26 protein-coding genes, 1 pseudogene and 1 riboswitch are annotated in these 26,887 nt (G+C 72.1%); of the genes and pseudogenes, 11 read left to right on the plus strand and 16 right to left on the minus strand.

Annotation, left to right across the window (positions count from 1 at the left end):
- Nucleotides 1-9: 9 nt before the first annotated feature.
- The gene (locus tag EDF31_RS07620; RefSeq protein ID WP_165901360.1) at nucleotides 10-981 is read right to left on the minus strand and encodes a PfkB family carbohydrate kinase; all 972 of its coding nucleotides are present in this window, start codon (nucleotides 979-981) and stop codon (nucleotides 10-12) included.
- A gap of 154 nt (nucleotides 982-1,135) precedes the next feature.
- On the opposite strand from EDF31_RS07620, the gene EDF31_RS07625 reads away from it, so the two are divergent.
- On the plus strand, nucleotides 1,136-1,711 hold the full coding sequence (locus EDF31_RS07625; RefSeq protein WP_165901361.1) for a hypothetical protein: 576 nt from the start codon (nucleotides 1,136-1,138) through the stop codon (nucleotides 1,709-1,711).
- Nucleotides 1,712-1,795: 84 nt separating this feature from the next.
- Here the strand turns inward: EDF31_RS07625 and EDF31_RS07630 are convergent, their stop codons facing one another.
- The 5 genes from EDF31_RS07630 to EDF31_RS07650 all read right to left on the minus strand — a co-directional run bounded on the left by EDF31_RS07630 (nucleotide 1,796) and on the right by EDF31_RS07650 (nucleotide 8,276).
- Nucleotides 1,796-2,410 (minus strand): superoxide dismutase, encoded by a 615-nt coding sequence (locus EDF31_RS07630; RefSeq protein ID WP_123338827.1) that lies wholly within the window; start codon nucleotides 2,408-2,410, stop codon nucleotides 1,796-1,798.
- A gap of 44 nt (nucleotides 2,411-2,454) precedes the next feature.
- Nucleotides 2,455-2,964: a flavin reductase family protein gene (locus EDF31_RS07635; RefSeq protein WP_111084301.1), complete on the minus strand. Its 510-nt coding sequence runs from the start codon at nucleotides 2,962-2,964 to the stop codon at nucleotides 2,455-2,457.
- A 223-nt stretch (nucleotides 2,965-3,187) separates the two neighbouring features.
- Complete coding sequence (locus tag EDF31_RS07640) at nucleotides 3,188-4,711, minus strand: MFS transporter (RefSeq protein WP_123292076.1); 1,524 nt, start codon at nucleotides 4,709-4,711, stop codon at nucleotides 3,188-3,190.
- Between the two features lie 518 nt (nucleotides 4,712-5,229).
- Nucleotides 5,230-6,261: a LacI family DNA-binding transcriptional regulator gene (locus EDF31_RS07645; protein WP_131845717.1), complete on the minus strand. Its 1,032-nt coding sequence runs from the start codon at nucleotides 6,259-6,261 to the stop codon at nucleotides 5,230-5,232.
- Nucleotides 6,240-8,276, minus strand: a complete 2,037-nt coding sequence (locus EDF31_RS07650; protein WP_131845718.1) for an aldo/keto reductase — start codon at nucleotides 8,274-8,276, stop codon at nucleotides 6,240-6,242. The genes EDF31_RS07645 and EDF31_RS07650 overlap by 22 nt, the downstream gene beginning before the upstream one ends.
- A gap of 202 nt (nucleotides 8,277-8,478) precedes the next feature.
- On the opposite strand from EDF31_RS07650, the gene EDF31_RS07655 reads away from it, so the two are divergent.
- The 5 genes from EDF31_RS07655 (at nucleotide 8,479) to EDF31_RS19905 (ending at nucleotide 12,612) form a co-directional block, all read left to right on the plus strand.
- Entirely contained in the window at nucleotides 8,479-9,789 is a 1,311-nt protein-coding gene (locus EDF31_RS07655; RefSeq protein WP_235036058.1) for an ABC transporter substrate-binding protein, read from the plus strand.
- The gene (locus EDF31_RS07660; RefSeq protein ID WP_131845719.1) at nucleotides 9,786-10,820 is read left to right on the plus strand and encodes a sugar ABC transporter permease; all 1,035 of its coding nucleotides are present in this window, start codon (nucleotides 9,786-9,788) and stop codon (nucleotides 10,818-10,820) included. The genes EDF31_RS07655 and EDF31_RS07660 overlap by 4 nt, the downstream gene beginning before the upstream one ends.
- A complete protein-coding gene (locus EDF31_RS07665) occupies nucleotides 10,817-11,731 on the plus strand; it encodes a carbohydrate ABC transporter permease (protein ID WP_123292072.1) in 915 nt (304 codons plus the stop codon). Before EDF31_RS07660 ends, EDF31_RS07665 begins: the two co-directional genes overlap by 4 nt.
- Before the next feature lie 95 nt (nucleotides 11,732-11,826).
- The gene (locus tag EDF31_RS07670; protein WP_123292071.1) at nucleotides 11,827-12,375 is read left to right on the plus strand and encodes a TetR/AcrR family transcriptional regulator; all 549 of its coding nucleotides are present in this window, start codon (nucleotides 11,827-11,829) and stop codon (nucleotides 12,373-12,375) included.
- A gap of 66 nt (nucleotides 12,376-12,441) precedes the next feature.
- Nucleotides 12,442-12,612, plus strand: a complete 171-nt coding sequence (locus EDF31_RS19905; RefSeq protein ID WP_159574085.1) for a hypothetical protein — start codon at nucleotides 12,442-12,444, stop codon at nucleotides 12,610-12,612.
- A gap of 165 nt (nucleotides 12,613-12,777) precedes the next feature.
- Here the strand turns inward: EDF31_RS19905 and ribH are convergent, their stop codons facing one another.
- The 6 genes and pseudogenes from ribH to EDF31_RS07700 all read right to left on the minus strand — a co-directional run bounded on the left by ribH (nucleotide 12,778) and on the right by EDF31_RS07700 (nucleotide 20,663).
- A complete protein-coding gene (gene ribH, locus EDF31_RS07675) occupies nucleotides 12,778-13,257 on the minus strand; it encodes a 6,7-dimethyl-8-ribityllumazine synthase (protein WP_123292070.1) in 480 nt (159 codons plus the stop codon).
- 53 nt (nucleotides 13,258-13,310) lie between these two features.
- Nucleotides 13,311-13,934, minus strand: a pseudogene (gene ribB, locus EDF31_RS07680) (3,4-dihydroxy-2-butanone-4-phosphate synthase); the annotation flags it as partial.
- Entirely contained in the window at nucleotides 13,934-14,641 is a 708-nt protein-coding gene (locus tag EDF31_RS07685; RefSeq protein ID WP_131845721.1) for a riboflavin synthase, read from the minus strand. The pseudogene ribB and the gene EDF31_RS07685, both read right to left, overlap by 1 nt.
- 90 nt (nucleotides 14,642-14,731) lie before the next feature.
- Nucleotides 14,732-14,866, minus strand: a riboswitch (FMN riboswitch).
- Nucleotides 14,867-15,033: 167 nt separating this feature from the next.
- On the minus strand, nucleotides 15,034-17,427 hold the full coding sequence (locus tag EDF31_RS07690) for a DUF2156 domain-containing protein (protein ID WP_131845722.1): 2,394 nt from the start codon (nucleotides 17,425-17,427) through the stop codon (nucleotides 15,034-15,036).
- A 91-nt stretch (nucleotides 17,428-17,518) separates the two neighbouring features.
- The gene (locus tag EDF31_RS07695) at nucleotides 17,519-19,267 is read right to left on the minus strand and encodes a hypothetical protein (RefSeq protein ID WP_131845723.1); all 1,749 of its coding nucleotides are present in this window, start codon (nucleotides 19,265-19,267) and stop codon (nucleotides 17,519-17,521) included.
- An 88-nt stretch (nucleotides 19,268-19,355) separates the two neighbouring features.
- A complete protein-coding gene (locus EDF31_RS07700; RefSeq protein WP_131845724.1) occupies nucleotides 19,356-20,663 on the minus strand; it encodes a hypothetical protein in 1,308 nt (435 codons plus the stop codon).
- Nucleotides 20,664-20,774: 111 nt separating this feature from the next.
- Between EDF31_RS07700 and EDF31_RS07705 the strand changes: the two genes are divergently transcribed.
- Entirely contained in the window at nucleotides 20,775-21,206 is a 432-nt protein-coding gene (locus EDF31_RS07705) for a GNAT family N-acetyltransferase (RefSeq protein ID WP_111084314.1), read from the plus strand.
- 40 nt (nucleotides 21,207-21,246) lie between these two features.
- Here EDF31_RS07705 and EDF31_RS07710 read toward each other — a convergent pair whose 3' ends face one another.
- On the minus strand, nucleotides 21,247-21,774 hold the full coding sequence (locus EDF31_RS07710) for an Lrp/AsnC family transcriptional regulator (RefSeq protein WP_123292064.1): 528 nt from the start codon (nucleotides 21,772-21,774) through the stop codon (nucleotides 21,247-21,249).
- A gap of 9 nt (nucleotides 21,775-21,783) precedes the next feature.
- The gene (locus EDF31_RS20490) at nucleotides 21,784-22,350 is read right to left on the minus strand and encodes a TetR/AcrR family transcriptional regulator (RefSeq protein WP_123338818.1); all 567 of its coding nucleotides are present in this window, start codon (nucleotides 22,348-22,350) and stop codon (nucleotides 21,784-21,786) included.
- A gap of 112 nt (nucleotides 22,351-22,462) precedes the next feature.
- Here EDF31_RS20490 and EDF31_RS07720 point away from each other — a divergent pair, with 112 nt between their 5' ends.
- Together EDF31_RS07720 and EDF31_RS07725 are read left to right on the plus strand one after the other, a co-directional pair.
- On the plus strand, nucleotides 22,463-23,938 hold the full coding sequence (locus EDF31_RS07720) for an MFS transporter (protein ID WP_123292062.1): 1,476 nt from the start codon (nucleotides 22,463-22,465) through the stop codon (nucleotides 23,936-23,938).
- 197 nt (nucleotides 23,939-24,135) lie between these two features.
- Complete coding sequence (locus EDF31_RS07725) at nucleotides 24,136-24,576, plus strand: phage holin family protein (protein WP_131845725.1); 441 nt, start codon at nucleotides 24,136-24,138, stop codon at nucleotides 24,574-24,576.
- 20 nt (nucleotides 24,577-24,596) lie between these two features.
- On the opposite strand, the gene EDF31_RS07730 is transcribed toward EDF31_RS07725, so the two are convergent.
- Both EDF31_RS07730 and EDF31_RS07735 read right to left on the minus strand, forming a co-directional pair.
- Nucleotides 24,597-25,103, minus strand: coding sequence for a hypothetical protein (locus EDF31_RS07730; protein ID WP_123292060.1), 507 nt, complete (start codon nucleotides 25,101-25,103; stop codon nucleotides 24,597-24,599).
- Nucleotides 25,104-25,141: 38 nt separating this feature from the next.
- The gene (locus EDF31_RS07735; RefSeq protein ID WP_131845726.1) at nucleotides 25,142-25,531 is read right to left on the minus strand and encodes a DUF5997 family protein; all 390 of its coding nucleotides are present in this window, start codon (nucleotides 25,529-25,531) and stop codon (nucleotides 25,142-25,144) included.
- Between the two features lie 33 nt (nucleotides 25,532-25,564).
- Between EDF31_RS07735 and EDF31_RS07740 the strand changes: the two genes are divergently transcribed.
- Complete coding sequence (locus EDF31_RS07740; protein WP_165901362.1) at nucleotides 25,565-26,386, plus strand: LysR family transcriptional regulator substrate-binding protein; 822 nt, start codon at nucleotides 25,565-25,567, stop codon at nucleotides 26,384-26,386.
- Nucleotides 26,383-26,853: a GNAT family N-acetyltransferase gene (locus EDF31_RS07745; protein ID WP_123938586.1), complete on the plus strand. Its 471-nt coding sequence runs from the start codon at nucleotides 26,383-26,385 to the stop codon at nucleotides 26,851-26,853. Before EDF31_RS07740 ends, EDF31_RS07745 begins: the two co-directional genes overlap by 4 nt.
- Nucleotides 26,854-26,887: the final 34 nt, after the last annotated feature.

Below are 26,887 nucleotides of genomic sequence, written 5' to 3' on the forward strand. Positions count from 1 at the left end.
GACTGCCCGTCACACCGGTGGGCGACCTCCCACGAACCCGAGTGCCCGCGCCGCGACGCGCGTGCCCTCACGTGCAGCCGCCCCGACGCGCACGGGATCGGTCGCCCAGGCACGCACGAAGCCCGCGGCGAACGCGTCACCGGCGCCGACGGTGTCGACGACCGTGGCCGGCGTCGCGGGGACGCGGTGCACGCTCCGTCCGCGTCGCCCCACCAGCACGCCGTCGGCGCCCACCGTGACCACCACGAGCGGGACGTGCTCGGTGAGTCGCCGCACCGCGTCGTCGAGGTCGGTCGTCCCGGTCAGTTCGAGGGCCTCCTGCCGGCCGGGGAAGAGGACGTCGACGCCGACGAGGGCCTCGAGGAAGGCAGGAGCTCCGACCGACCGGACGATGGCCGCCGAGGACGGGTCGAGCGACACCCGAGCCGAGCCGGTCCGGGCGCGTGCGACCAGCGATGCGATGCGGTCGGCGCCGCCACCGAGCATCGCGTGCCCGGTCAGGTGCACGATGTCCGCGCGTCGGGCCACGGCCTCGGGGACGTCGGCAGCCGTGAGCTTCCCGCTCGCGGCCGGGTCGGACATCGCCGTGCGGCCGCTGTCGTTGCGCACGGACACCACGACCCCGGTGGAGGTCATCGCGTCGTAGCGCAGGTGCGGGCGGACACCGGCGTCCTCCAACGAGCGCTCGTGCCGGTAGACGTCGTCGACACCGACCCGCGCGACGAGGTCCACCTCGGCACCGAGCCAGCCGAGCCAGGCGGCGGTGTTGCCGGCGGCACCCGTCGGTCGGTGGCGGATCACGGCGGCGGGGTCGTGCACCCCGATGGTGTGCGCGGTCGTCTGCACGAGCACGCCGTCCAGGACGTCGCCGATGACCAGGAACCGTTTTCCGGCGCCACGACGGCGGCCCGCGACCACCCGTCCGGCACGGGTCCCCTCGGGCTGCGACACGGGCACGGAGGCCTCTTGCGGCATGGACATCTGCCCTAGTGTACGGGGAACCGAGTAAAGCTCCGTTTTCAGCACCGCAAGGACCCTCGCCCCGGTGGCCAATCGCCTGACCCGACCGGTAACATACGCAATGCCACCATGTGGCGGGTCGTGTGCCCGCCGCCGACGATCCGACGGAGATGCCATGCCCCGGAAGCCCGACCCGACGCTCAAGCCGGCGATCCTCGAGAAGGTCACGCTGCACCTGCTGGACACCAAGCTCGAGGACGTCTCGGTCCGCAGCCTCGGTCGCATCCTGGGCACCAGTGCGTACCCGATCGTGTACCACTTCGGGTCCCGCGACGCCCTCATCGACTCCGTCGTCGTGCACCTGGCCGACACGGTCTGCCACGCTGCGCTCGACCCCGCGGCAGACCGCTCCGCCCTCGCCGACTACTTGATGACCAGCTTCGGTCGCCTCGACGACCCGCACCGAGCACTCGCGGCCCGACTCACCTTCGAGCTCGGGTCCGTCGAGGCGATGGACGGCCGGGTCCGGCAACGCGGTCTGCACCGGGACCACGTGGCAGCGGTCGCCGCGTGGTGCCTCGCACACGGCTACGACTCGGAGGCCGCCGAGCGCGTCGCACGCGACGCCGTGACGACTGCCCGCGGTGCCCAGTGGACCGCGATCGTCGACCGCGAGCGCGCCGACACCGACGCCGCGCTCCGGGCGATCGCCGACCGGCTCGCCGCCGGCGCGGAAGTCACCGCGGCGTGATGCACGAACGGGAGGCACGGTGCCAGCTGGCACCGTGCCTCCCGTTCGTCCGTCGGTCGCGTCACGCGACCCGCGGTCGGTGGATCAGAGCGTCACGAACGACTGCGACTTCGCGTTGGCGAAGCGCGCCGCGACGTTCTCCCAGTCGACGATGTTCCAGACGGCCTTGACGTAGTCCGCCTTGACGTTGAGGTAGTCGAGGTAGAAGGCGTGCTCCCACATGTCGAGCATGAAGATCGGCACGAGGCCGAACGGCACGTTGGCCTGCTGGTCGAACAGCTGGAACGTGGTCAGCTTCTGGCCGACGGTGTCCCAGGCCAGGACGGCCCAGCCGGAGCCCTGGATGCCGTTCGCGACGGCGGCGAACTGCGCCTTGAAGGTGTCGAACGAGCCGAAGAACTCGTCGATCGCCGCGGCGAGCTCGCCCTCTGGGACCTTCGTGTCCGGGCCGAGGTTGGTCCAGAAGATCGAGTGGTTGACGTGGCCACCGAGGTGGAACGCCAGGTCCTTCTCGAGCTTGTTGATCGCACCGAAGTTGCCCGACTCGCGCGCTTCACCGAGCTGCTGCAGCGCGGTGTTCGCTCCGGTCACGTAGGCCTGGTGGTGCTTGTCGTGGTGCAGCTGCATGATCTTGCCGCTGATGTGCGGCTCGAGTGCGGCGTAGTCGTACGGCAGCTCCGGCAGGGTGTACTCAGCCATGTGAGGTCCTTTCGATCAGTGGGTTGCGGATGGGATTCCGCGGCTCACGAGAGCCGGGAACGATCGGTGAGGGAGTGGAATTCCCGGTTGTGGTAGACCAGCGGCTCGCCGTGCTCGAGGCCGACGACGATGTCGAGGACCTCGGCGACGACGACGGTCGAGCTGCCGATCGGGGTCGTGGAGAGCGGGCGGCACCGCAGCGCGCTCGCGGCACTGGGCAGGTAGCGGTCACCCGAGGGCAGGGTGCCCCAGATCGGGTCGTCGGCGGTGGGGCTGCCCGTCGAGGCGAACCGCCGGGCGAGCGCCACGCTGAGCGAGTCGACCAGGTGCACGACGAAGACCGGGGCGCCGAGCACGACACCGGCGGACCCGGAGTTCGTGGACAGCGAGAAGACGAGCACCGGCGGGTCCACAGCCACGCTCGCGACGCTCGAGGCGGTGAGTCCGGTCGGACCGTCCGGCCCCTCGGCGGTGATGACGGCGACGCCGGCCGGGTGCCCGCGGAACGCGGACTTGTACGCTTCGGCGATGTTCGCCGGGGCTTCGTCGGGCATGGTGTTCGTCGTCGTTCCTTCGCGCGGGGTGTGCCGTCACTGGGCGGCCATGTCCCAACGTATGACCTGAACCATGGTTGAGGTCAACGATTCACAGGTTCGACCGTTCCCGGGCGCGCCGTGGCGATGACTTCGTGAGCAGAAACGGTCGGGTCGCGTGGCGCAACCCGACCATTTCCGCTCACGAAGCGGCGCGCGTCAGCCGCGCGCGAAGCGGCGCGCGTCAGCGACGCTTGAGCATGACGACGGCACCTGCGGCAGCGATCACCATGAGCACCGCGGCGACGCCGGCCGTGATCGTCACGCCGGAGTCGAACGCTGCCCGTGCCGACTCGAGGAGCGCCTGGCCGGCGCCGCCGCCGAGGGACGACGCGGCGGACACCGCACCACCGAGCGTCTCCTGGGCAGCGGTGTGCGCCGTCGAGCTCAGCCCGCCCGGCACCACGACGTGTGCCCGGTAGGTGGTCGCCAGGATCGTGCCGAGGACGGCCGTGCCGAGCACCGCACCGATCTCGTACGCCGTCTCGGACATCGCGGACGCCGCACCGGCCTTGTCCGCCGGAGCGGTCGAGATGATGAGGTCGTTCGTGACGGTCTCGGACGCGCCGATCCCGATGCCGAGCAGCACGAACGCGAAGGCCAGCGCCGCGATCGACGCGTGGTGTCCGAGGACCGCCACGAGGGCGTACGCCGCGGCGGAGAACAGCAGCGAGACCGACACGACCCAGCGCGGTGCGACCCGTGCGACGACCGGCACCACCGCGAGGCCGGCGACGATCGTGAGCACCGATCCGGGGATGAGCACGACACCCGAGGCGAACGGATCGAGCCCCGCCACGAGCTGCAGGTGCTGCGCGATGAAGAACAGGAAGCCGGTCAGCGAGAACATCGCCATCAGGTTCATGAGCACGCTGCCGGTGAACGCCGTGCTGCGGAACAGGCGCAGGTCGAGCATCGGCGTGCGGGACCGCAGCTGCCGGCGGACGAACGCGATGCCGCAGACGACCCCGACGGCGAGCATCGCGACCGCGAACCCGCGCTCCTCCGGGTGCACGAACGACTTGATCGCCCAGGCGATCGGGGCCAGCGCACCGAGGGACAGGAACATGCTCGGCACGTCGACCGGTCCCGGCATCGGGTCGCGCGACTCCGGCACGCAGAACGGGACGCCGACGAGCATGAGCACGAGGATCGGCACCGCGACCAGGAAGACGCTGCCCCAGTGGAAGTGCGCGAGCAGCGTGCCACCGACGAGCGGACCGAGGGCGTTGCCGGCCGCGAACATGGTCGACCACACGGCCAGCGCCATCCGCCGCTCCCCCGCGTCGACGAAGACGTTGCGGATGATCGAGAGTGTCGCGGGCATGAGCATCGCGCCGAACACCCCCATCGCGATCCGGGCGGCGACGAGCATCCAGGCGTCGGTCGCGAAGGCCGCGGCGACGGAGAACAGCGCGAAGCCGGTGGCCCCGATCACCAGGATCCGACGGCGGCCGATGCGGTCACCGATGCTGCCCATCACGACGAGCAGCCCGGCCAGGACGAGCGGGTACGCGTCGACGATCCAGAGCTGCGTGGTGGCGTCCGGGTTGAGCGCACGACTGATCGACGGCAGCGCGAAGCTCAGCACGGTGTTGTCCACCGAGATGAGCAGGACCGGCAGCATCAGCACGGCGAGCGCGAGGAACCGTCGGGCGCGGCTGCCGGTGACGCGGGTGGCGATGGGGCTGGTGAGCAGTGCGGACACGGCGGACTCCTGGGACTTCGAGCCGGACCTGGTCGACGGCGGGCGGTGCGTGGGGCAGACGAGACGGGACGCGGGATGGACACGCGCCCCGTCAGGACTCCGTCAGTGTACCGTCTGGACGGTTATGGTTGCAAATGCAACCAACAGGCGGACGGGAGGCCCGTGGCGGGCTCGCCACGGGCCTCCCGTCCGACGGCTGGCCCCGCCCAGGGCGGGAGGCTGGGGCGGCGGCACGACCTGCGTCCGGTGCCGGGGTTCCGGTGCCGGGGTTTCGGTGCCTGGGTTTCGGTGCCGGGGTTCCGGTGCCGGAGTTCCGGTGCCGGAGTTCCGGTGCCGGAGTTCCGGTGCCGGAGTTCCGGTGCCGGGGTTCCACAACACGCCGCGTGGACTCTGCCCGGGTTCCGATGTCGGGCGGCCTGCGCGCCGACATGCCGAGATTTCGGAACCTCGGGGACGGGGCTGGGCCGGCGGGGCGGGGCGGGCGGGCGGGCGGGGCGGGGCGGGCGGGGCGGGCGCCGTCAGGCGGAGTCGCGGACCAGCAGACTGTGGCGCACGGTGCGCTGCACTGCGGCGCCGTGCCGCGGCAGCTCACCGGCGAGCATGCCGAGCGCGAGCGTGAGGGCCTCGCGCGCGACGGCGTCGAGGTCGACCGCCAGGGTCGTCAGCATCGGCGACACGAGAGCGCCGAGCGGCAGGCCGTCGACGCCGACGACCCGGACCTCACCGGGGACGTCGACGCCCGCGCGGCGGCAGGCCTGCAGCACGCCGAGCGCCATCACGTCGTTGAAGGCCAGGATCGCGTCGAGTCGGCGCTTCCGAGCCAGGATCCGCGCCGTCTCGTCGGCACCGCACTCGGCGGTGCCGTGCGGCGCGTGCACGAGCTCCGGCAGGTAGCCGCGGCGGCGCAGCGCGTCCAGCATGAGCAGCCCGCGCGCACTCGTGTGGTCCGGCGACGAGTTGTCGAGCACGACCGGGTGCCGCACCCCGGTCGCCACCAGGTGGTCGGCGAGGGCCTCGATCGCGTCGGCGGGGTCGATCCACACCGCTGCCGTGGGCGGGTCGGAGGACGGGTCGAGCTCGACCATCGGCACGTTGCCGAGGAGCTCGCTCCACCGGTGCCGGCGCGAGCCGAGGTAACCGATGACCACGTCGGTCTGCGCACCGAGCGCCTGGACCATCCGGTCGGCGTCGCTCGCCAGGTCGACGTCGGCGAGCATGACGTTCCACCCCTGCTCGGCGGCGAGCCGGAACACGGCGGACGCGAGCTGGGGCGTGTACGGGTTCCGCAGGTCGTTCACGACGAGCCCGAGCTGGTGGTCGCCGCCGGTGACCAGCCCGCGGCCGAACCGCGACGGCCGGTAGTCGAGCGACGCTGCGACGGCGAGCACCCGCTCCTTCGTGGTCGCGCTGATGCCGGACATGCCGTTCATCGCGCGGGTGACGGTCTGCCGGGACACCCCGGCGGCCGCAGCGACGTCGATGATCGTCGCGCGGCCGCCGGAGTGCGGGCCGTCCGGTGGCGACTGGGTCAGTCGCGGAGGTCCAGCCATGCCACCTGTTCCGGGGTGAGGTCGACGGAGAGGCCCGTCATGGACGATCGGGCTTCCGCGATCGTACGCGGTCCGAAGAGCGGGAACGTCGGGAACGGCTGGTTCAGCACGTACGCCAGGGCGATCGCCGTGGCGGGGACGCCGAACCGGTCGCCGAGCTCCCGCGCGCGACGGAGCCGCTCGAAGTTCTCGTCGCTGTAGTAGCAGCGGACGAGTTCGGCATCGCTGGTGTCCTCCGGCGTCGCGCGGCCGGTGAAGAAGCCACGGGCCTGCGACGACCACGGCAGCAGCGGGACCTGACGCTCCTCGAGCCACGCCTTCGACGCGGCGTCGGTCGCGTGCTCGCAGCCGTCCCACGGCACGTCGTACGCCTCGGCCAGGCCGAAGTGGTTGCTGAGGACCTCGAACTCGTGCTTCCCGTTCGCCCGTGCGTAGGCGTTGGCCTCGTCGAAGCGTGCCGGCGTCCAGTTCGACCCGCCGTACACGCGGATGCGGCCGGCGCGGCGATGCTCGTCGAGGACGTCGACGAACTCCCCCACCGGGATGTCCGGGTTGTCGCGGTGCATCATGTAGATGTCCGCGTAGTCGGAGCCCTGGCGCTCGAGGCTCTCGAGCAGCTGCTTCGTCAGGGACTCCGGGTCGCAGAACGGCGTGTGCGCACCCTTCGTGATGACGACAACGTCCTCGCGGATGCCGCGGTTCTGGATCCACTTGCCGAGCCGACCCTCGAGCACACCGCCGCCGTAGATGTAGCCGGTGTCGAAGACGTTGCCGCCCTGCTCGACGAACAGGTCGAAGATCGCGCTGGCGTGGGCGAGGTCGGGCTGGTTGTCGACGCCCATCACCAGGCGCGACAGCCGCTTGCCGACACCCGGGATCTCGCCGTACTGCATGGGGTTGCCGTCCTGCACCCGGAGCGGCCGACCGCTCACGGTGGGGATGTCGGCGGACTCGGCCTCGAACGGGTAGCGCAGGCCGATCGCGGCGCGCCACTTGTCGAGGGTGCGGGCGGTCGCGAGCGACTCGTCGATCGTCATCTGTGCTGCCTCGACCGCACCGGCACGCAGGGCGTCGGTGGTGGCGTCGGCCTCACGTGCGTAGGGGTGCTCGCCGGCGAAGGACAGCGTGCGCGGATCCTCGTCGACGGTGTGCACCTCGATCGTCGGGTCGGCGCCGAGGGTCCACGGGTCGGCGAGCAGGAGGCGACCGCGCGTGCCGTACACCGCGACCGCGTTGTCGTCCTGCACGAAGACGCCGGTGCGGACGGACGCCGTGATGCCGCCGCGGTAGGTCAGCTGCGCGACGGTCCACTCGTCGACACCGGTCGGCCCGAGGGTGCCGGTGGCGGTGAGCTCCGTCGGCTCGGCGACGGCGACACCGGTCGCGGCCTGCACGATCGCGGCGGCCATCGTCACCGGGTACCCGCCGACGTCGAGGATCCCGCCGCCGGCCGTGTCGACGTCGAACAGTCGGCCGGTCCGCTCACCGGTCCGGAACGCGAACGAGGCGTCGATGTGCGTGACCTCGCCGATCACGCCGTCCCGCACGAGGTCGAGCAGTGCGGCGGTCTGCGGGTGGAAGCGGTACATGAACGCCTCGACCAGCGGCAGGCCGGCCTGGCGTGCGGCATCGGCGAGCGCCATGGCGGTGCCGTGGTTCGGGGCGAGGGGCTTCTCGCACAGGACGGCCTTGCCGGCCTCGAGCGCGGCGAGGACGAGCCGCGCGTGCCCGGTGTGCACGGTCGAGACGTAGACGGCGTCGACGCGCGGGTCGGCGAGGACCTCGTCGTAGGTCGCAGCGGAGACGTCGGCGAACCCGAGCTGCGCGGCTTCGTCGGCGAAGGTCTGCGCCCGCTCGGTGGACGAGCTGCCGGCAGCCACCAGGGCACCACCGCTCGCGGGCAGCTGGGAGAGGAAGCGGCGGGCGATGCCCCCGGGGCCGAGGACGGCCCAGCCGGGGCGGTCGGCGACCGTCGGAGTCGGGGTGCTGGCGGTGTTCGCGGTCTGCGCTGACATGCGGATCCTTGTCGTCTCGTGAACCTTCACGGTCACGACGACGCTAGTGCCACACGCCCGGCGGATCAATGCGGAAGTGCTTGACACGGCGTGTCTCACAGAGGATGCTCTGGACCACTTCGTGAGCGTTCACGGTCGAACGCTTCGAGGACCCGGTATCGCTGTTTCCAACCCGATCTCAACGACGAGAGCAGGTAGTTTCGTGACGTCATCTCCATCGATCAGTCTCAGCAGGCGGGGGTTCCTCGCCGGCGCAGGTGCCCTCGGAGCCCTCGCCACCACCGCCTTGTTGGCCGGGTGCTCCACGAGCACCGCCATCTCCAAGGACCCTGACGAACTCGTCCTCTGGTACTGGAACCGGTCGCTCGACCCGAAGTTCCTGCGGCAGGCCGCCGGGGGGATCGCCGGGCAGGGGTCCAAGCGGCTCCGCCCCGACCTGATCGGCGGCGCCTCGTACGACACCAAGTTCCGGACGGCACTCGCCGGGAACGCGTTCATCCCCGACGTCCTGATGGTCAACTCGAACTGCTGGCTGTACTTCCCCGACGAAGACCTGTTCACCGACTTCGACGACCACGGCGGCGCGGCGAAGCGGGACGAGTACTACGACTGGAAGAGCGCGCTCGGCCGGACGCCGAGCGGCCGGCAGTGCTTCTGGCCCGTCGACACCGGACCGACCGGCTTCTTCTACCGGCAGGACGTCCTGGCGAAGGCCGGGCTGCCGACCGACCCGGACGAGGTCTCCGACGCGATCGCGACGTGGGACGGGTTCCGCTCCTTCGGCGCGAAGATCCGGAAGGGTGCGGACGCCGCGACGGTCATCACCGCAAACCAGCTCTTCAACCAGTACATCTACGCCAGCCCCACGCGGTACTTCGACCGCGACGACCAGCCGGTCTTCGAGCAGGACGACAGCTCGGTGCGGCAGGCGTGGGAGAACGCCGTCGCCTGCGTCCGTTCCGGCCTCACCGGCAACCTGCAGTCCGGCACTGACCAGAACGCCGGGTGGGTGTCCGGCCGGGTCGCAGGACAGATCGAGGGAGCGTGGTGGACGCAGGTCATCCACGACACTGCTCCCGACGCCGCCGGTACGTGGCGGGTCGCCCGGCAACCGGATCGCCCGGGCAACAGCGGCGGGTCGTTCCTCGCCGTCCCGAAGACCTCGAAGGACCCGGCCGCGGCCGCCGCGTTCGCGCAGTGGATCACCTCGCCCGAGGTGCAGTCGCACACGTACAACGACATCCAGCTGTTCCCCTCCACCCCGGCGTCGTTCGACAACGGGATCATGCGGAAGCCCGGCGACTACTTCGGCGACCAGGACCCGCTGGCGTTCTTCAACGCCTCGGCGATGGACGTCCCGGTGACGTACATCTCCAACTCCGAACGGTTCATCGGTGCGTTCGCGACCGAGATCACGAACGTCGAGGCCGGGGGCAAGGACCCGGACCGCGCCTGGCAGGACGCCGTCGACCAGACCAACCGGGTCCTCGACAAGCGGGGGGTCCGCGCATGAGCACCAAGCAGGCACCACCGACCACGAGCATCCCCGCGGTCGTCGGGACCCCGACGTCCTCCATCACCACCGCAGCGACCGGCAAACGGTACGGGCTCCGCCGGTTCTGGCCGCAGTACGTCGCGATCGCGCCGTTCTACGTGCTCTTCCTGGTGTTCGGGCTGTTCCCGATCGTGTTCTCGATCGTGCTGTCGTTCACCGACTGGGACGGGGTCGGCTCCCCCGCGTTCGTCGGTCTGGCCCAGTACCAGTACCTGCTCGGCGACCCGCGGTTCTGGAACGCCGTCGGCAACACGTTCCTCATCTGGGTCATGTCGACGATCCCGATGCTGTTCCTCGCGCTCGTGCTCGCGTTCCTGCTGCACGGCAACATCCGGGCGAAGGGCTTCTACCGCGTCGCGTTCTTCGTGCCGAACGTCACGAGCATGGTCGCGATGGCGATCGTGTTCGGCTCGGTGTTCTCCGACGGCTTCGGCCTGGTGAACGCGGCACTGCGCGCACTCGGGGCGGACCCGATCGGGTGGCTGTCGTCGTACTGGGGCATCAAGGTCACCGTCTCGGTGATGGTGATCTGGCGCTGGACGGGCTACAACGCGATCATCTACCTGGCCGGACTGCAGTCCATCTCGACCGAGTTGTACGACGCCGCCAAGGTGGACGGCGCGAACGCGTGGCAGATCTTCTCGCGCATCACCGTGCCGCTGCTGCGCCCGGTGATCCTGTTCACCCTCATCACGTCGACGATCGGTGGGCTCGGGCTCTTCACGGAGCCGCAGATCCTGTTCAACGGACAAGCGGTGGGCGGCCCCGACGAGGCCGGCATGACGATCGTGCTCTACCAGTACGAGCAGGCGTTCAACCAGTTCGACTTCGGGTACGGCTCGGCGATCGCCTGGGTGCTGTTCCTGTTCTCCGTGGTGTTCGCGATCATCAACTGGCGTCTGCTCAGTGAACGCGACGGTCTGAAGACCCCACGACGACTCCGCGTGGCCCGCACGGTCCGCACCAGCACGAAGGGGGTCGACGCATGACCGCGACACCGACCACGACGACGACCAACACCGCCGCGGCACTCGGCCGACCGGGAGCCGCAGGGAACGACCGCGGCCGCGGGTTCCGCCGCGGCTGGCTCGGGACCGCCGTCACACACCTCTGCCTGATCATCGGGGTACTGCTGTCGATCTTCCCGTTCTGGTGGCTCCTCGTGATGTCCACGTCGACGAACGCCGAGATCTTCGGCTACCCGCCGTCGCTCTGGTTCGGGGACAACGCCCTCGCGAACGTGGCGTCCGTGTTCAGCAACGTCGACATGCTGCGGGCACTCCTGAACACCGTGCTCGTGGCCGGCAGCACCGCCGTCCTGGTCATGCTGTTCGACTCGCTCGCCGCGTTCGCGTTCGCGAAGTACGAGTTCCCCTTCAAGCGCACGCTCTTCACCGTCATGCTCGCCACGTTCCTGGTACCCGGCAGCCTGTCGCTGGTGCCGAGCTTCGTGCTCATGGCGAACCTCGGGTGGATCGGTGGCCTGCAGGCGCTCATCATCCCGGGGGCGGCGAACGCGTTCGGCATCTTCCTGCTCCGGCAGTTCGCCACCTCGTCGATCCCGAACGAGGTCATCGACTCGGCCCGGGTGGACGGAGCGGGGTTCTTCCGCACCTGGTGGTCGGTGGCGGTCCCGATGCTCCGCGGCGGGCTCGCGTTCCTCGGCATCTTCACCTTCATCACCGCCTGGAACGACTACGTCTGGCCGCTCATCGTCCTCATCGACCCGAAGGGACAGACCCTGCAGGTGGCCTTGGCCGGACTGAGCTCGGTGAACGCGACCGACCTCGGGGCGGTGATGGCCGGCGCCGTGATCAGTGTGTTCCCGCTCATCGGCGTGTTCATCATCGGCTCGCGCCACTTCATCGCCAACATCGCCGCCGGAGCACTGAAGGGCTGACGGGCCGAGCGCCCCGACCGGCAGGGTGCAGGCGTCGCGGGACGGCCCGCGACGCCTGCACCTGCTCGTGCACAACTCCTCCTAGACTCGTGCCCATGGCCAGTGCCCGCGACCGCGTCCTCGACAGCTTCGTCGCCATCGTGTGCGAAGACGGCGAACGTCCCGCGACGCTCGACGCCGTCGCCGCCCGCGCCGGTGTCTCCAAGGGCGGGCTGCTGTACCACTTCGGCTCGAAGGCGGCCCTGGTCGAGGGGCTGTGCGAGCGACTCTCCGACCTGTCCGCGATCGACGTCGAGCGCATGGCCGAGGCCGAGGACGGCGCCGCCCGCTACTTCGTCCGCAACTGCCTGTTCGTCGGCAGCGAGCTCGACCTCGCGCTCCTCGCCGCGAGCCGCCTGCAGCAGGCCGGCTACGAAGAGGCCGGCCGGACCCTCGACGACACCGAGAACGCGTGGCTCGTGACCCTCGTCGACGCCCTGCACGACGAGCCCACCGCCCAGGCGGTCAAGCTCCTCGGCGACGGCCTGTACCACCAGGCCTCCCTCGGTGCGGCGAGCGACGGTCGACCGAAGCGGAGCACCGTCGACATGGAGGCCCTCCTCGCCGTCGTGGATCGTCTGATCGCGACGAAGCCCGGCGCGTGAACGACCATCCCCGTTCCTGGGGATAGACTTGGCGACGTTCCACTCGTCGACACCCGGAGGTATCCCGTGGGCCGCGTCATCGCCGCTGTTTTCTCGATCCTGCTGCTGCTGGTGTCGATGTACCTGTTCGGGTTCGCGTTCCAGGTCGACTCAGGCCAGGCGTTCATCTTCATGGGTGGCCTCATCCTGATGACCCTCTCCTTCTTCCTGCCGATCCACGTGTTCGGCAAGCGGTAACCACTCCGCCGACGCAGAACGGCCCCGCACCTCTCGAGGTGCGGGGCCGTTCTGCGTGCGGGCACCGTGTCGGGAACCAGGTTCCGGACACAGCACCGCGGAACGGCGTGGTGTTGTGTCCGGAACCTGGTTCCGCGGGCGCCGCGGCCGCGGCCGCGGGCGCCGCTACGCGAGCACGCGCAACGAGCGCAGCGTCACGGCGGTCGCGACCGCGGCGTGCACGGCCTCGGCGCCCTTGTCCTCCTTCGAGCCGGGCAGGCCGGCCCGGTCGATGCCCTGCTGCTCGTCGTCCAGGGTGAGCACGCCGAACCCGACGGGCTTGCCGGTGTCGATCGCCACGCGGGTGAGCCCACTCGTGGCGGCGTCGGACACGTACTCGAAGTGCGGGGTGCCGCCCCGGATGATCACACCGAGCGCGACCGCGGCGTCGAACCCTGCCTCGAGGGCGGTCTTCGCGACGACGGGCAGCTCGAAGCTCCCCGGGACCGGGAACACCGACGCGGTGGCGCCGAGCCGTTCGACCTCGCGCTGCGCCCCGGCGAGGAGGCCCGCCGCGATCGTGTCGTGCCACTGCCCGGCGACGATGGCCACCCGGATCCCGGTGCCGTCGACGTGGTCGCGGTCCGCCGCGCCTGCTCCGCTCATCGTGCTGTTCCTTCCGTGGACAGGGCAGCTGCTGCCGTTGTCCGGTCTGCCGCGTCCAGCCACTCGACGAGCGCGGCGATGGTGATGACGGGCACGCCCTCGCGCGCCCCGAGTGCGACGAGCGCCGGCAGCCGCATCATGCTGCCGTCCTCGTCGACGATCTCGCAGATCGCCGCGGCGGGCCGGAGCCCGGCTGCGGTGACGAGCTCGATCGCGGCTTCGGTGTGTCCCGCACGTTCGCGGACCCCGCCCGGTCGTGCCCGCAGGGGGACGACGTGGCCGGGGCGGTGCAGGTCGTCGCGCACGGAGGTCGGGTCGGCGAGGACCCGCAGCGTGCGTGCACGATCGTGGGCGCTGATGCCCGTGGTGACCCCGACGGCTGCGTCGACGGTGACGGTGTACGCGGTGCCGCGGACGTCCTCGTTGTGCTGGACCATCGGCGGCAGGTCGAGGGCGTCGGCGATCTCGGCGCTCACGGGCGCGCAGATGAACCCCGACGAGTGCGCCACGGTCCAGGCGATCCACTCCGGCGTCGCGAGCTCGGCGGACAGGATGACGTCGCCCTCGTTCTCGCGGTCCTCGTCGTCGACGACGATCACCGGGCGGCCGGCCGCGACCGACGCGATCGCGAGTTCGATGCTCGACGAGCCGAGCGTCTGCGGGACCGAGGCGACCATCACCGGGCCTCCGATCCGACGGGCTCGAACGAGCCGACGGGCTCGGACGAGACCGCGGGCTCGAGCGAGCCCGCGGCGTCGACCGAACCGACCGCGGCGTCGAGCCGCAACATCCGGCGCACGTGCCGCGCGAGCACGTCGGTCTCCACGTTCACCCGGTCACCCGGCACGCGCAGGCCGAGGGTCGTGGCCTCGAGCGTCTCCGGGATCAGGCTGACCTCGAACCAGGCGGCGTCCGGCGCGGTGTCCTCGGGCGAGACGGCGCTGACGGTGAGCGAGACGCCGTCGAGCGCGATCGACCCCTTGTCGACGACGAGCGGGCTGAGCGCCGGCGCGAGCGAGAACCGCACCCGGCGCCAGCCGTCGCCGTCCGCGGTCTCGAGCACGGTGGCGGTGCCGTCGATGTGGCCCTGCACGATGTGGCCGCCGAGCCGGTCACCGACCGACGCCGCGCGCTCGAGGTTCAGGCGGTCGCCCACCCGCAACGCTCCGTGCGCGCTCATGTCGAGCGTCTGCTTCATGACGAACGCGGTGAAGGAGTCGGGGGTCTGCTCGACCACGGTCAGGCAGACGCCGCTGGTGGCGATGGAGTCGCCGTGGCTGGCGTCCGCGACCACGATCGGCCCGCGGACGGTGAGCGCGACGGAGTCGCCGTGCTGCTCGACGGCGGTGACGGTGCCGAGTTCCTCGATGATGCCGGTGAACACTGGTGTCCTCTCAACGGGACTCCGGGGGTGTTCGACGATCGTCGGCATCGACGGACGGGTCGTCCCACGCAGGGTGGGTCGTCTCGTCCGCCAGCGCGCCTCCCATCCGGACTCTCACCGTCGGTCCCGGAGTTTCACCGAGTCAACCTCTGCCGGGTTCGCACCCGTCATCAGTTCGTGGACTGTCACCACCGGTTCGGAATTGCACCGACCCCGGAGCGCTTGCGTAGTCGGAACGATACCCCAGACCGGTGACCGACGCGTCGGGCCGGATCGGGGCACGTAACGGGGCGACGCGGCGCACGACCGGGAGGCCCGGGGCGGGCCCGCACCGCGCCTCCCGTCCGCCGCCCGGTCGCGTCCACCGCACCGGCCCCGTCGACCGTGCCGCCTCAGCCGCGTCCGCGCGCGAGCGCGACCGCCTGCCGCAGGGACAGGTCCGGCAGGTACGCCCGGACGACCGCGAGGCCGATCGACGGCAGCGCGACCGGGTCGGGGTAGGCGAGGACGAGCGGGTGCAGGTCGGGGCCGAACTTCTGCTTGAACCGGAGCAGCGACCGGAAGCCGTAGACCGGTTCGAGGACTCCCCCGACGAGCTCGAGCAGGCTCTGCACGCCGTCGCTCGGTGCAGCGTTCTCGCCCGCCTGCGCGAGCGGTGCCGCCGACAGGCTGAGTCGTTCGACGCCGTCGTCGCGCATCCGTTCGGCGGCGCTCGCGACGAGGAACTCCATCACGCCGTTCGGCGCGGCCTCGGTCCGGCGCATCACGTCGAGGGTCCAGCCGACGACCCGCCCCTCGCGGTGGCTCGGCAACCAGCTCGTCACGGCGAGCACCCGCCCGGTGGCGTCCTGCGCGACGAGCGTCCGGACGGCGGGGTCGCGCATCTCGTCCACCCCGCCGAGCGTGAAGCCCATCTCGGGGAGCTCGCGCTCGGAGACCCACTCCTCCGAGATCCCCTCGATCTGCCGTGCCGTCGACGGCGGCAGGTCCTGCCAGGACGACCAGGTGGCGGTGATGCCCTCGCGGCGCGCCCGGTTCACGGCGGTGCGGACGTCCTGCTTGCGTTTGCCCGTCGTCGTCCACGTGCGGGGGTCGAGGTCGGCGTCCTCGGCGACCGGCAACGTCGACCACCCCTGCGTCGTGAGCAGCTCGGCCGTCCCGGCGTCGATGCCGTAGAAGACCGTCGTCCACCCGTTGTCGTCGCAGTACCGGGCGAAGTCCGTCATCGCGGCGGCGCGGGCGTCCGGGTAGCCGAACGGGCCACCCACGGTGACGGCCACCCCACCGTTGCGCCGGAACGCCACCCCGGCGCGCCCGTCGGCCGCGAACCAGTAGGCGTTGCCGCGCCAGGTCGTCATCCACCCGAAGGTGTCGCCGCCGCCGGCGAGCACCAGCGCCCGGGCCCGTTCGCGGTCGGACCGGGAGCCGTCCGCGTCGGTGTCGGGTTCCACTGCGCCGGTGGGCCGGACCGCGGCGAGCGCGACGACGAACCAGAGCACGGGGCCGGCGAGTCCGATCACGATGCGCAGCGCCGTGCCGAGTGAGGGCAGTTGCTCCCAGAAGGTCAGCGGCGAGAGGGGGCCGAGGGCGGCGACGGCGAGCCGGAGCGGGTCCTCGACGTGCTCCGGAGCCGACGCCGCGAACACCGCGACGGTGCCGACCACGACGGCGACCGCCGCGACGACGGTCACCGCGAAGGCGACCACACGCCGCCGTGAGGGCAGCACCGTGAACGACCGGCGCCGGAGCACGAGGACGGCCGCGGTCGCGAGCGGCACCACGATCGACGCACCGACCGACAGCGCCGTGACGAACTCGTCGGCGGTGCCCTGCAGCCCGCCGGCCCGCGCCGGCAGCACCCCGTAGGTCACCGCGGCCGCGACCGCCGTCACCACGTCGACCGCCACCACGAGCCAGACGGCGAACCGGCTGCCCCGGAAGAGCCCGAGGCCGCCCACCACGAGGACGAGCAGCGGCGCGATCGCGAGCAGCAGCGTCCACGGGTCGGTCGCGCGGTACGCGAGCAGCGCGCGGAGGCACTGCCCAGCGGCCCCGTCGGTGCCGCAGCCGCTCACGGGAGTGACCGGCCCGGTGCCGAGCACCGCGGCGATCGGCGCGAGCAGTCCGATCCGTGCGCGGGAGACGAGCGCCACCACGGGGCCGATCGCCGACACCAGCACGACCGTCCCGAGCAGGACCCGGGTCTCGCGGTGCGAGCTGCGCACCCATCCGCCGCGCTCCGGGGTGCGGCGGAGCAGCTCACCGAGCACCCATCCCGCAGCGGCGGCGAGCACCGCGTACAGGTCGGAGGCGTGTCCGGCGTAGAGCAGGAGCGCGGCCACGACGGCGAGCGCGTTCACCCGGATGCGCCGTCGCCAGAGCGGTCCGGCGAACGCGCTCGCGGTGACGATCGTGCCGACGATCGCGGTCCACGGGTCGAAGGCCGTCGCCCGCCCGAGCAGCAGGCCGGTGAGGTCGCGGCCGTCCGTGTCGACGAACGCGGTGAGCGCGCCGGCCGCGGTGCCGACGACCGTGGTGACGACGAACGCCAGGGCGGTCCGCCACGACCCCATCAGCCGCTCGGCGGCACCGACGAGGACGACGACGCCGGCGATCGTGGTGAGCAACGCGACCGCGCCGGTGGACGCCGCGAAGATCCGGAAGGGCCCGTACGAGGCCGGGTCGGCACCGTGCAGCACCCGGACGACGATGCCGAAGACCGCGGTCGCGACCACGAGGAACGTGATGGCGGCCGTCACCGGATGCCGGACGAGGGCGGAGCGCACCCCCTCATGGTGGTGCCGGCCGGCCGTTCGGACAACTCCGGGCACGGTGACGAGGGGCGCCGGCGGTGCGACGCCCCTCGGTCACCTGCTGTCAGCGCGTCCCGTCGGTGTCGACCGCCGAGTGCCGGCGACGGAGCACGAGCGTGCCCGCCCCGGCGAGCAGCAGCAGGAGCGCGAACCCGACGGGGACGACCGGCGAGGTCGCTCCCGTGTAGGCGAGCGCGGTCGCGCCGTCACCGGCGGCGACCGTGTCGGCCACCGTGCGTGCGACGGCCGGGATCCCGCTGGTCGCGGCGGCCGTGGTGGTCACCACACCCGCTGTGGAGGCCCGGGTCGGCCCGTCCGCGCCGGTGGCACCGGCCGGGGTGGTCACGGTTCCGGGCACGGTGCCGTCGCCGGCGTCCGTCCCGTCACCGGGGGTCGTGCCCGGGTCCGTGCCGTCGCCCGGGGTCGTGCCCGGGTCCGTGCCGTCGCCCGGGGTCGTGCCCGGGTCCGTACCCGGGTCCGTGCCGGGGTCGGTGCCCGGGTCCGTGCCGTCGCCGGGCGTCGTGCCGGTGGCCGGGGTGGTGGCGGTGCCGTCACCGACGACGCCGATGCCGTTCCCACCGATGGTGATCGGCAGGCTGATCACCGGAACCACCTGGGTGCCGGAGAGCAGGCCACCGTCACCGGAGGTCGACCCTCCGGCGGACGGGGTCGTGCTGCTCGGGGTGGTGCCCGCCGGGGTCGCCCCGACGGTGCTGGTGCCGTCGCCGACGACGCCGATGCCGTTCCCGCCGATGGTGATCGGGACCGCGACCACCGGGGCCACCTGGGTGCCCGAGGCGGTGCCGTCCGCCCCGTCCGTCGTGCCACCGGCAGCCGGAGCCGGACCGGCGGTCGTGCCGGTGCCGGTGCCCGCAGCGGGCGTCGTGCCCGCCGAGGTGCCGTCACCGAGCAGCCCGATGCCGTTGCCGCCGATCGTGACCGGGACGTCGACCAGTCCGCCGACCTGGGTGCCGGAGAGCAGCCCGTCGTCGCCGGACGTGCTCGGCGTGGTCGTGGCCGGAGCGGCCGGTGCCGGCGTCGCCGCCGGGCCGGATCCCGCAGCGGTGCCGTCCCCGAGCACCCCGATGCCGTTGCCGGACACCGTCACCGGGACCGACACGACCGGGGCGACCTGGGTCCCCGAGGCTGTGCCGTCCGCACCCGAGGTGACCGGTGCCGGAGCAGCGGGCTCGGCCGGTGCTGCCGGGGTGGATGCTGCCGGTGTGGCCGGCGTCGTGGTCGACACCGCATCACCGCCGACGGCGACCGCGTTGCCACCGACCGTGACGGGGACGGTCACATCGCCGGCGACCTGGGTCCCCGAGCCGGTGCCGTCCGAACCGGAGGTGGTCGGAGCAGCGGCGGCAGCCGGAACCGGAGCAGGCGCAGCCGGAGCAGGCGCAGCCGGAGCAGCAGCCGGGGCCGACACCGCGTCGCCACCGACGGCGACGGCGTTGCCACCGACGGAGACCGGGGCGGTCACAGCCGGCGCCACCTGGGTGCCGGAGGCCGTGCCGTCGGCGCCCGAGGTCGTCGGCGCGGGAGCTGGGGCCGGTGCAGGAGCGGCGGCTGGAGCTGCAGGAGCCGCGGGCGCCGCGGCGGGCGAGGTCACCGACGACACCGCGTCGCCGAGCACCCCGAGGGCGTTGCCGGTGAGGGACACCGGAGCGTCCACCGACGGAACCACCTGGGTTCCGGACACGGCGCCGTCCGCTCCGGAGGTCGTGGCAGCGTTCGCCGCTGCCGCCCCTCCGAGCGTGAGGCCGCCGACGAAGAGGGCGAACCAGAGCCCTCTCGAGACGTAGTTGTTCATGGTCGTACTCCCTGATCGAGATCGTTGGCCGACCGCGTTCGCGGTCGGTGTGTGTGCGTGCCTGCCGTGCCGGACAGGCGCACCGATCTCAGTCAGGGGCGACGTCGTGCTCGCCGACGACCGATGCGGGGACCGCGTCGTCGGAGAGCGTGCCGCGAGACCCCGCGGCGAGGGAGACGATGTCGTCGGTCGAGCCGACGATGCCGACGGCTGCGACGCCGCCGGGAGTCGAGGTGGCACTGCCCCCGAGGACGCCCGCGCCGCCCTGGCGGTCGGACGGCGCTCCGTGGCCGTCGCCCGGCTCGGGGACGAGCAGGGCGGTGCCGCCCAGCGTCGCGTCCTGCACGGCACCAGCGACGGGGCCGGCGAGCGGTCCGGTCACGAAGGTGGACGGCGTGGTCACGCCCGACCGGCGTCCGGCGTCAGGAACGGACGCTCCGTCCGCGCCCGTCGACGCGACCGTGGGCACGGACGGGGTCCTCGCCGGGGCGGCCGCCAGCGGCGGTCGCGCGGACGGGACAGCCGAGCCGGGCACGCCGGACGGGGTGGTGCCGACGACGACCGGAGGTGCGGGGACGTCGATGACGGGATCCGAGCCTCCTGGCAGGACGCCACCGACCGACGGGACCACGCCCGCGACGACGTCGGGGACCTGTCCGACGATCGTGCCGACACCGCCGAGGGTGTCGTCGACCAGGCCGGTGACCGGAGCGGTGACCGTGCCGAGGGTGTCGTCACCGACGACGGGGCCGACCACCGGGACGCTGCCGACCACGTGGTCGAGCGTGTCGACGACCGTGGTCACGGGTCGCGCGTCGGTGACCGTCTGCACGGTCCCGGTGACGGGGCGCAGCGCCGTCGCGACGGTGTCGGTGACGGGCCGGGAGGCGGTGCCCACGTGCTCGACGACGCCCTGCACCGGGTGCGTGGCCGGCTCGGCCGCAGGGGCGGTCGTGGCCGGCACCGCGGGCGCGGTCGCCGGAGCGGCGGGGGTCTGAGCTGCGGGAGCCGGAGCTGCTGGGGCGGGGGCGACGGGAGCTGGCGCAGGCGTGGGCGCTGCCGGGGGTGCCGGGGCCGACTTCGGGGGTGCCGGTGCCGGTGCTGGTGCCGGCTTCGGAGCTGGCGCAACCGCCGCGCGGACGGGGTCCACGACGCCGCCGACGACCTGTCCGACACTGCCGGACACGTCGTGCACGGTCTCGCCGAGCCCGTCGACCACACCGCTGACGAGCCCGCGCTGCTGCGTCTGGGCGGGCGGAGTGGCCGCGGCCTCGGCAGCCGAAGCCGGACGGGCCCCGAACGCCAGGGACAGCAGCACGAGGGCAGCGAGGGTCCCGACGCCCAGCAGGGCGATCCGGAGCACCGCGAGCCAGGGTGCGCGCGACGTCGTGTCCATGCGCTCACCTCCTGAACTCGGCTGCGCACGTAGAGTGGTTGACCGGCAACGTACGCCGGTCCGTTCCGGAACGCACCCCGTTCTGGAAGAAATTCTCAGGAAAGGCCGTCCGTGGTCTCGATCTTCTCCGCACCGACCCGCAACCTGGACATCGTCACGCTGCACGAGATCCTCCGCCTGCGACAGGACGTCTTCGTCGTCGAACAGGGGGCCGCGTACGGCGACATCGACGGGCGTGACCTCGAGCCCGGCACCGTGCAGTTCTGGGCGGGCCAGGGCTCGGTGGACGCCACGCTCCGCCTCCTGCGCGAACCCGACGGCACCGAGCGCATCGGCCGGGTCGTCACGGCGGCGCACGCCCGCGGGCAAGGCCTGTCGGGGCAGCTGATCGAGGCCGCGATCGCCGAGTCCCGCTCCGCGAGCATCGCCCTCGGCGCCCAGTCGCACCTCGAGCAGTGGTACGCCCGCTTCGGGTTCGTGCGCTCCGGGGACGAGTACCTCGAGGACCGGATCCCGCACGTCCCGATGACCCGGCAGCGCTGACCGGACCGGCGCGTCAGGCGCGTCTGACTGGGAGCGCGCGTCAGGCGCGCCAGCGGCGGAGCTCGTCGAACGAGCGGCCCTGCGTGGACCGGTCGGCGACGAGCCGCTCGAACACGATGTTCGTCTGGGTCGTCGCCACCGACGGGTCGCCGCTGAGCTCGTCGGCGACGAAGTCCCGCAGCTGCTCGGTCGACTCGCACGCGATGTGCACGAGGAAGTCCTTGTCGCCGGCCAGGAACGAGACGTCCTGCACGACGGGCACCCGGAGCAGTCGCTTCGCGAAGTCCCGGAGTTCGTGGCGGGCCGCAGCGTGGACCCGGACGGAGACCATCGCCTCGATCGAGAAGCCGAGGCGCGCGATGTCGACCTCGGCCCGGTAGCCGCGGATCACCCCGGCGTCCTCGAGGGCCCGGACCCGGGTCAGGCACGTCGACGGCGCGATGCCCACCGCGGCGGCGAGCCGGTTGTTCGGGATCCGGGCGTCGCCGGCCAGGGTCCAGAGGATGCGCTCGTCGACCTCGTCGAGGCGCGGGGCGGGGTCGGGACGGCGGGCTGGTCGGTCGGACACGGCTCGACGCTACCGCGACGGTGCGAGCAGGGCGCGGAGCGCGTCGTCGAGTGCCCCGGCTACGACGTCGTCGTCGGCCGACGCGAGCGGCTCCACCGCGGTGGACCGCCGGAGCATCGTCATCCCGAGCACCACCGACAGCGCGATCTCGGCCCGGACGAGCAGTTCCTCGGTGACCTCGCCGCCGACGGCCGTGGCGAGCCGTTCCGCGTACCGGCGGAGGGTCTCGCGGCGGATGGCGTCGGCACCGTCGTCGCCGGAGGACCGGAGCAGCAGCATGAGCTGGAGGGAGTCGTCGTCGGTCGGCGCGCGGACCACGTGTGACACCAGGCCGGCCAGCGCGCGCTCGAGGCCGCGCTCGACGGGCTGCTCGACCCCGAGGTCCTGCACCACCCGGTCGAGGCAGGCACGGAACAGCCCCTCCTTCGAACCGAAGTAGCGGTTGATCAGCGCGACGTTGACCCCGGCGTCGGCGGCGATGTCGCGCACCGTCGTCGCCTTGTACCCGTCGAACGCGAACCGGTGCCGCGCCGCCCGCACGAGCAGCAGTCGGGTGGCGGCGGCGTCCTTGCTCATGGTCGAAGCGTACCGGCCCGACCCGGGATGTAAGCAAGTGTTGACATCGCGTGAGAACTGCGTACCCTCGTCAAGTCAGCAATTGTTTACATCACCCGAGACACGGAGCACGATGACCGACACCATGCAGAGCCCCCGCACGGGCTCGCACCCCACCACCGCCGGACACCGGCCGAACAGCACGGCGATCATCGTCTACCTGTCCCTCGGCGGTCTGTCGTTCGCGGTCCTGCAGTCGCTCGTCGCCCCCGCGCTGTCGACCATCGGACAGGACCTCGGCGCCTCGACGAGCGCGACGAGCTGGGTGCTCACCGCCTACCTGCTCTCCGCGTCGGTGCTCACGCCGATCCTCGGTCGCCTCGGCGACATGATCGGCAAGCGCAAGGTCCTGATCGTCGTGCTGTCGATCCTGCTCGTCGGCGCCGTGCTGGCCGCGCTGGCACCGAACCTCGGCGTCCTCATCGTCGGCCGTGCGCTGCAGGGCGCCGCCGGCGCGGTGATGCCGCTGTCGATCGGCATCGTCCGCGACGAGCTGCCGAAGGAGAAGGTGAGCGTCACGATCGGTCTTCTCTCCGCGATCTTCGGCATCGGCGCCGGCGTCGGCATCGTCGCCGCCGGCCCGATCGTCGAGCACCTGTCGTGGCACTGGCTGTTCTGGCTGCCCGCCGTGCTCGTCGTCATCGCCCTGCTCGGCGCGATCTTCGGCATGCCGGAGTCGCCGGTCCGCAAGCCCGGCCGCCTCGACATGGTCGGCACGTTCGTCCTCGCCGTCTCGCTCGTGTCGATCCTGCTGGCCGTCAGCGAGGGCGAGACCTGGGGCTGGGGTGACGGCAAGACCATCGGTCTGCTGGTCCTCGGCGCCGTGGCACTGGTCGCGTTCGTCCTGGTCGAGCTCCGCGTCGCCGAACCGCTCATCGACGTCCGCCTGTTCGCCGTCCGCGGCGTCTGGACGGCCCACGTCGTCGCGCTCGTCTTCGGCTTCGCGATGTTCGGCACCTTCGTGCTCGTGCCGACCCTGCTGCAGCTGCCGAGCGCACTCGGCTACGGCTTCGGCAAGGACGTCACCCAGGCCGGTCTCTTCCTGCTGCCGACCGTCCTGATGATGATCGTCGCCGGGCCGATCGCCGGCATCCTCGTCCGCAAGGTCGGTCCGAAGCCGCCCATGCTGCTCGGCGGGATCGCCATCGTCGCCGCGTTCCTGCTGCCCGCGATCGCGCACGGCGAGCTCTGGCAGGTCGTCGTCTCCGGCGTCCTGACCGGCATCGGCATCGGCCTGGCCCTCGCCGCGTGCTCGAACGCCATCATCGAGAGCGTCCCCGCGAACCAGACCGGCGAGGCCATCAGCGCCAACACCGTCGTCCGTACGATCGGCTCGAGCGTCGGCACCGCGGTCATCGCGGCGCTCATCACCTCGCACAGCACCCCGCAGGGTCTGCCGACGGACGACGCCTTCACCATCGGGTTCTGGGCGTGCACCGGCGTGGCGGTCCTCGCCGTGCTCGCCGCGCTCGCGGCCCCGTCGATGCGCGCGCGCCGCGCAGCGGCGGCGGCCCGTGGCATCGACGACCTCGAGGAGATCGCCGAGTAGGGCTCTCGGCCCGACCACCCCGGGAGGCCCGTCCTGCGTCGTCGACGCGGGGCGGGCCTCCCGGCGGTCGCGCCCACCGCCACCGGCGGCTCCGCAAGCTGGGAAGCGACCGAGCACGCCGCCGCCGACGTGACGATCATCGGACCGGACGCGTCACAGCAGGTGGACGCGATCACCGCGCCCCGGACAGGAGACCCATGAGCACCACGGACCACGACGACACCACGACCAGCAGCAAGCCGTCCTTCCGCGACACGGTCACCGCCGGCCTGGTGCAGAAGGCGCTGGAACCCGTGCTGCGCGCCGTCCGTGACGAGGTGGCCTCGGCTCGGCGGGAGATCAGCGAACGGGCGAACGGCGCGAAGACCGGGCTGGTGCTCACCGGCGCCGCGGTGGCCTTCGCACTGACCACACTCGTGCTGCTGGCCGGCCTCGTGGTGGCGCTCCTGGCCCTGGCACTGCCGATCTGGGCCGCGACGGGGATCACGTTCATCGTGTTCGCCGTCGTAACCGCGATCCTGTTCGTCGTCGGACTCCGAGGCATCCGACGGGGCGTGCCGCCGGTGCCGAAGGACACCCTCCGCGCAGCGAAGGACCGTGTCACGCACACGGGCGACGCGTCGCCCACGACCGACTGAGCCCCGACAGCGCTCGAGCGCTACATCGCGAGGGTCATGCCGACGACGGCGACCGTCATCGCGAAGACCTCGCCGCTGCGCACGGCCCGGCGGTCCTCCTGCGCCCACTCGTACCGCAGGAGCCACCCGCTGAACGCGCAGTAGCCGATCACGCCGGCACCGAGCACCGCGGACAACGCGATGCCGTGTCCCGCGTGCCCGTCGGCGACGCCGGTCGCGTGGCCCATCAGGAGCATGCCGGCCATCACGACCGCCGACAGCGCGCGGTGCACGTCCATCGGCTCGGCGCGGCGGCCGTCGGCACGGCGTCGGCGCATCACCGGCAGCGGTGCGAGCAACAGCAGGAGCGTCGCCGCGAAGAGCGTCCACACCGCACCCGCGTGCACCACAGGCATGAGCATCGCGACGAGCATCACCGCGGCCGGCACGATCACGCCGGGGCGCGGTCGGTAGCGGTCACCGACGATGCAGCACACCGACGCGAACTGCGGCACGACGAGCATGGCGTCGGCGACGGTCTCGTGCACGGCGGGTCCTCAGCTGCGGCGGCGCGGTGCCGGGCGGGTCAGTCCTCGGCGCGGGCAGCGGCCTTGGCGGCGCGCTCCTGCTTCACACGGGCGTTCTCGACGTGCACGGCGGCCTGCGTCTCGCGCTCACGGACGAGCCACTCGGGCTTCTGCTCGAGCAGCGTCTTGATCTCCGCCGTGGTGAGCGCGTCGTCGATCCCCGCACGGGTCAGCCCCGAGATCGAGATCCCGAGCTTCTGCGCCACGACGGGTCGCGGGTGCGGGCCGTCGCGTCGGAGGTCCTCGAGCCACGTCGGGGGTACGGTCCGGAGCTCGTCGAAGGCGGTCCGTGTGACGGGAGCGCCCTGGAAGGACTCCGGAGCGGCCGCCAGCAAGATGCCGAGCTTCTTCGCAGCCGTTTCGGGCTTCATGGTCTGTTCCTGCGCCATGCCCCCTAGAGTACGGCCCCTATGCTCGTCTGCATGACCGCGGCACTCACCATCGCATTCGTGCCCGGGGTCTCCCCGGCCAAGTGGGCCCGTGTCTGGCGGGATCGACACCCCTCGATCGAGCTGCGACTGCGGCCGATCGGGTCCGACGACGTCGACGACACGCTCGCCGGCGAGGTCGACATGGTCTTCGCACGCATGCCCGTCTCCGACCAGCACAACGCCATCCCGCTCTGGACCGAGACCGCCGTGGTCGCGATGCCGAAGGACTCCCCCCTCGCCGACCTGGCCGAGGTGGACCTCGCCGACGCCGAGGTGCACGTCGTCGACGCCGGTCCGGTGCCGGCCGACATCGCCGCCGCGCTCGACCTGGTCGAGGCGAACGTCGGCGTGGTCGTGCTCCCCCAGTCGCTCTTCCGCGCGGCGAGCCGCAAGGACCTCGTCGCGCGCCCGCTCTTCGGCGCCCCCGGCACGCAGATCGCGCTGGTCTGGCGTGACGAGGACGCCACCGAGACCACCGAGGAGTTCATCGGCGTGGTCCGCGGACGCACCGCCAACAGTTCGCGGAACCAGCCGACCGGCACCGATCGCGACGTCGAAGAGGCCCTGCGTGCGGCAGGCGGCGGTTCCAAGGCCGGTGGCGGCTCCGACGGGTCGGGCAAGGGCGCAGCAGGCAAGGGCGGGTCGGCCAATGGCGGAGCGGGTGCCGGAGGCGCCGGCGGCAAGGCGAAGGCCAAGTCGCCCGGCAGCGGCAAGTCCGGCAGCGGCAAGAAGTCCAACACCGGCAAGGGCCCCACCCCCGGCCGCGGGAAGATGCGCGGCAAGCCGAGCCGGGGTTCGAAGGGCAACCGATGACGGACACGCGCCTGCAGGAGATGCCGGCCACGCGCCTCCCGGCCTGGCTCGACCGGACGATGGCCGAGTACGTGGCGTCGCGGATGCAGGCGGGTGAGACCCGCGAACAGGCCGAGGCGAACAAGCAGAAGTCGCTCGACCAGTGGTTCCCGGGCGGGTCCCCGGCCGACGGACACCTGGTGTGGGACGTCCTCGACCAGAACGACACCACGGTCGGGTACCTCTGGATCGGCCCGTTCGCTCCGGGCGGGACCGACTGGTGGGTGTTCGACGTCGAGATCGACGAACCGCACCGTCGTCGCGGGCACGCCCGACGTGCGCTCGAGCTCGGCCACCAGGCCGCAGCGGAGCACGGCGCGACGAGCATCGGGCTCAACGTGTTCGGCTACAACACCGGCGCGCAGGACCTGTACGCCTCGCTCGGGTACGAGGTCACCGCGACGCAGATGCAGAAGCCGCTGGTCTGAGGGCCCTGCCGCTGGGTTCTGCCGCTTCGTCGCG

Origin of the sequence: Curtobacterium sp. PhB142, assembly GCF_004341255.1 — a bacterium.
Lineage (GTDB): Bacteria > Actinomycetota > Actinomycetes > Actinomycetales > Microbacteriaceae > Curtobacterium.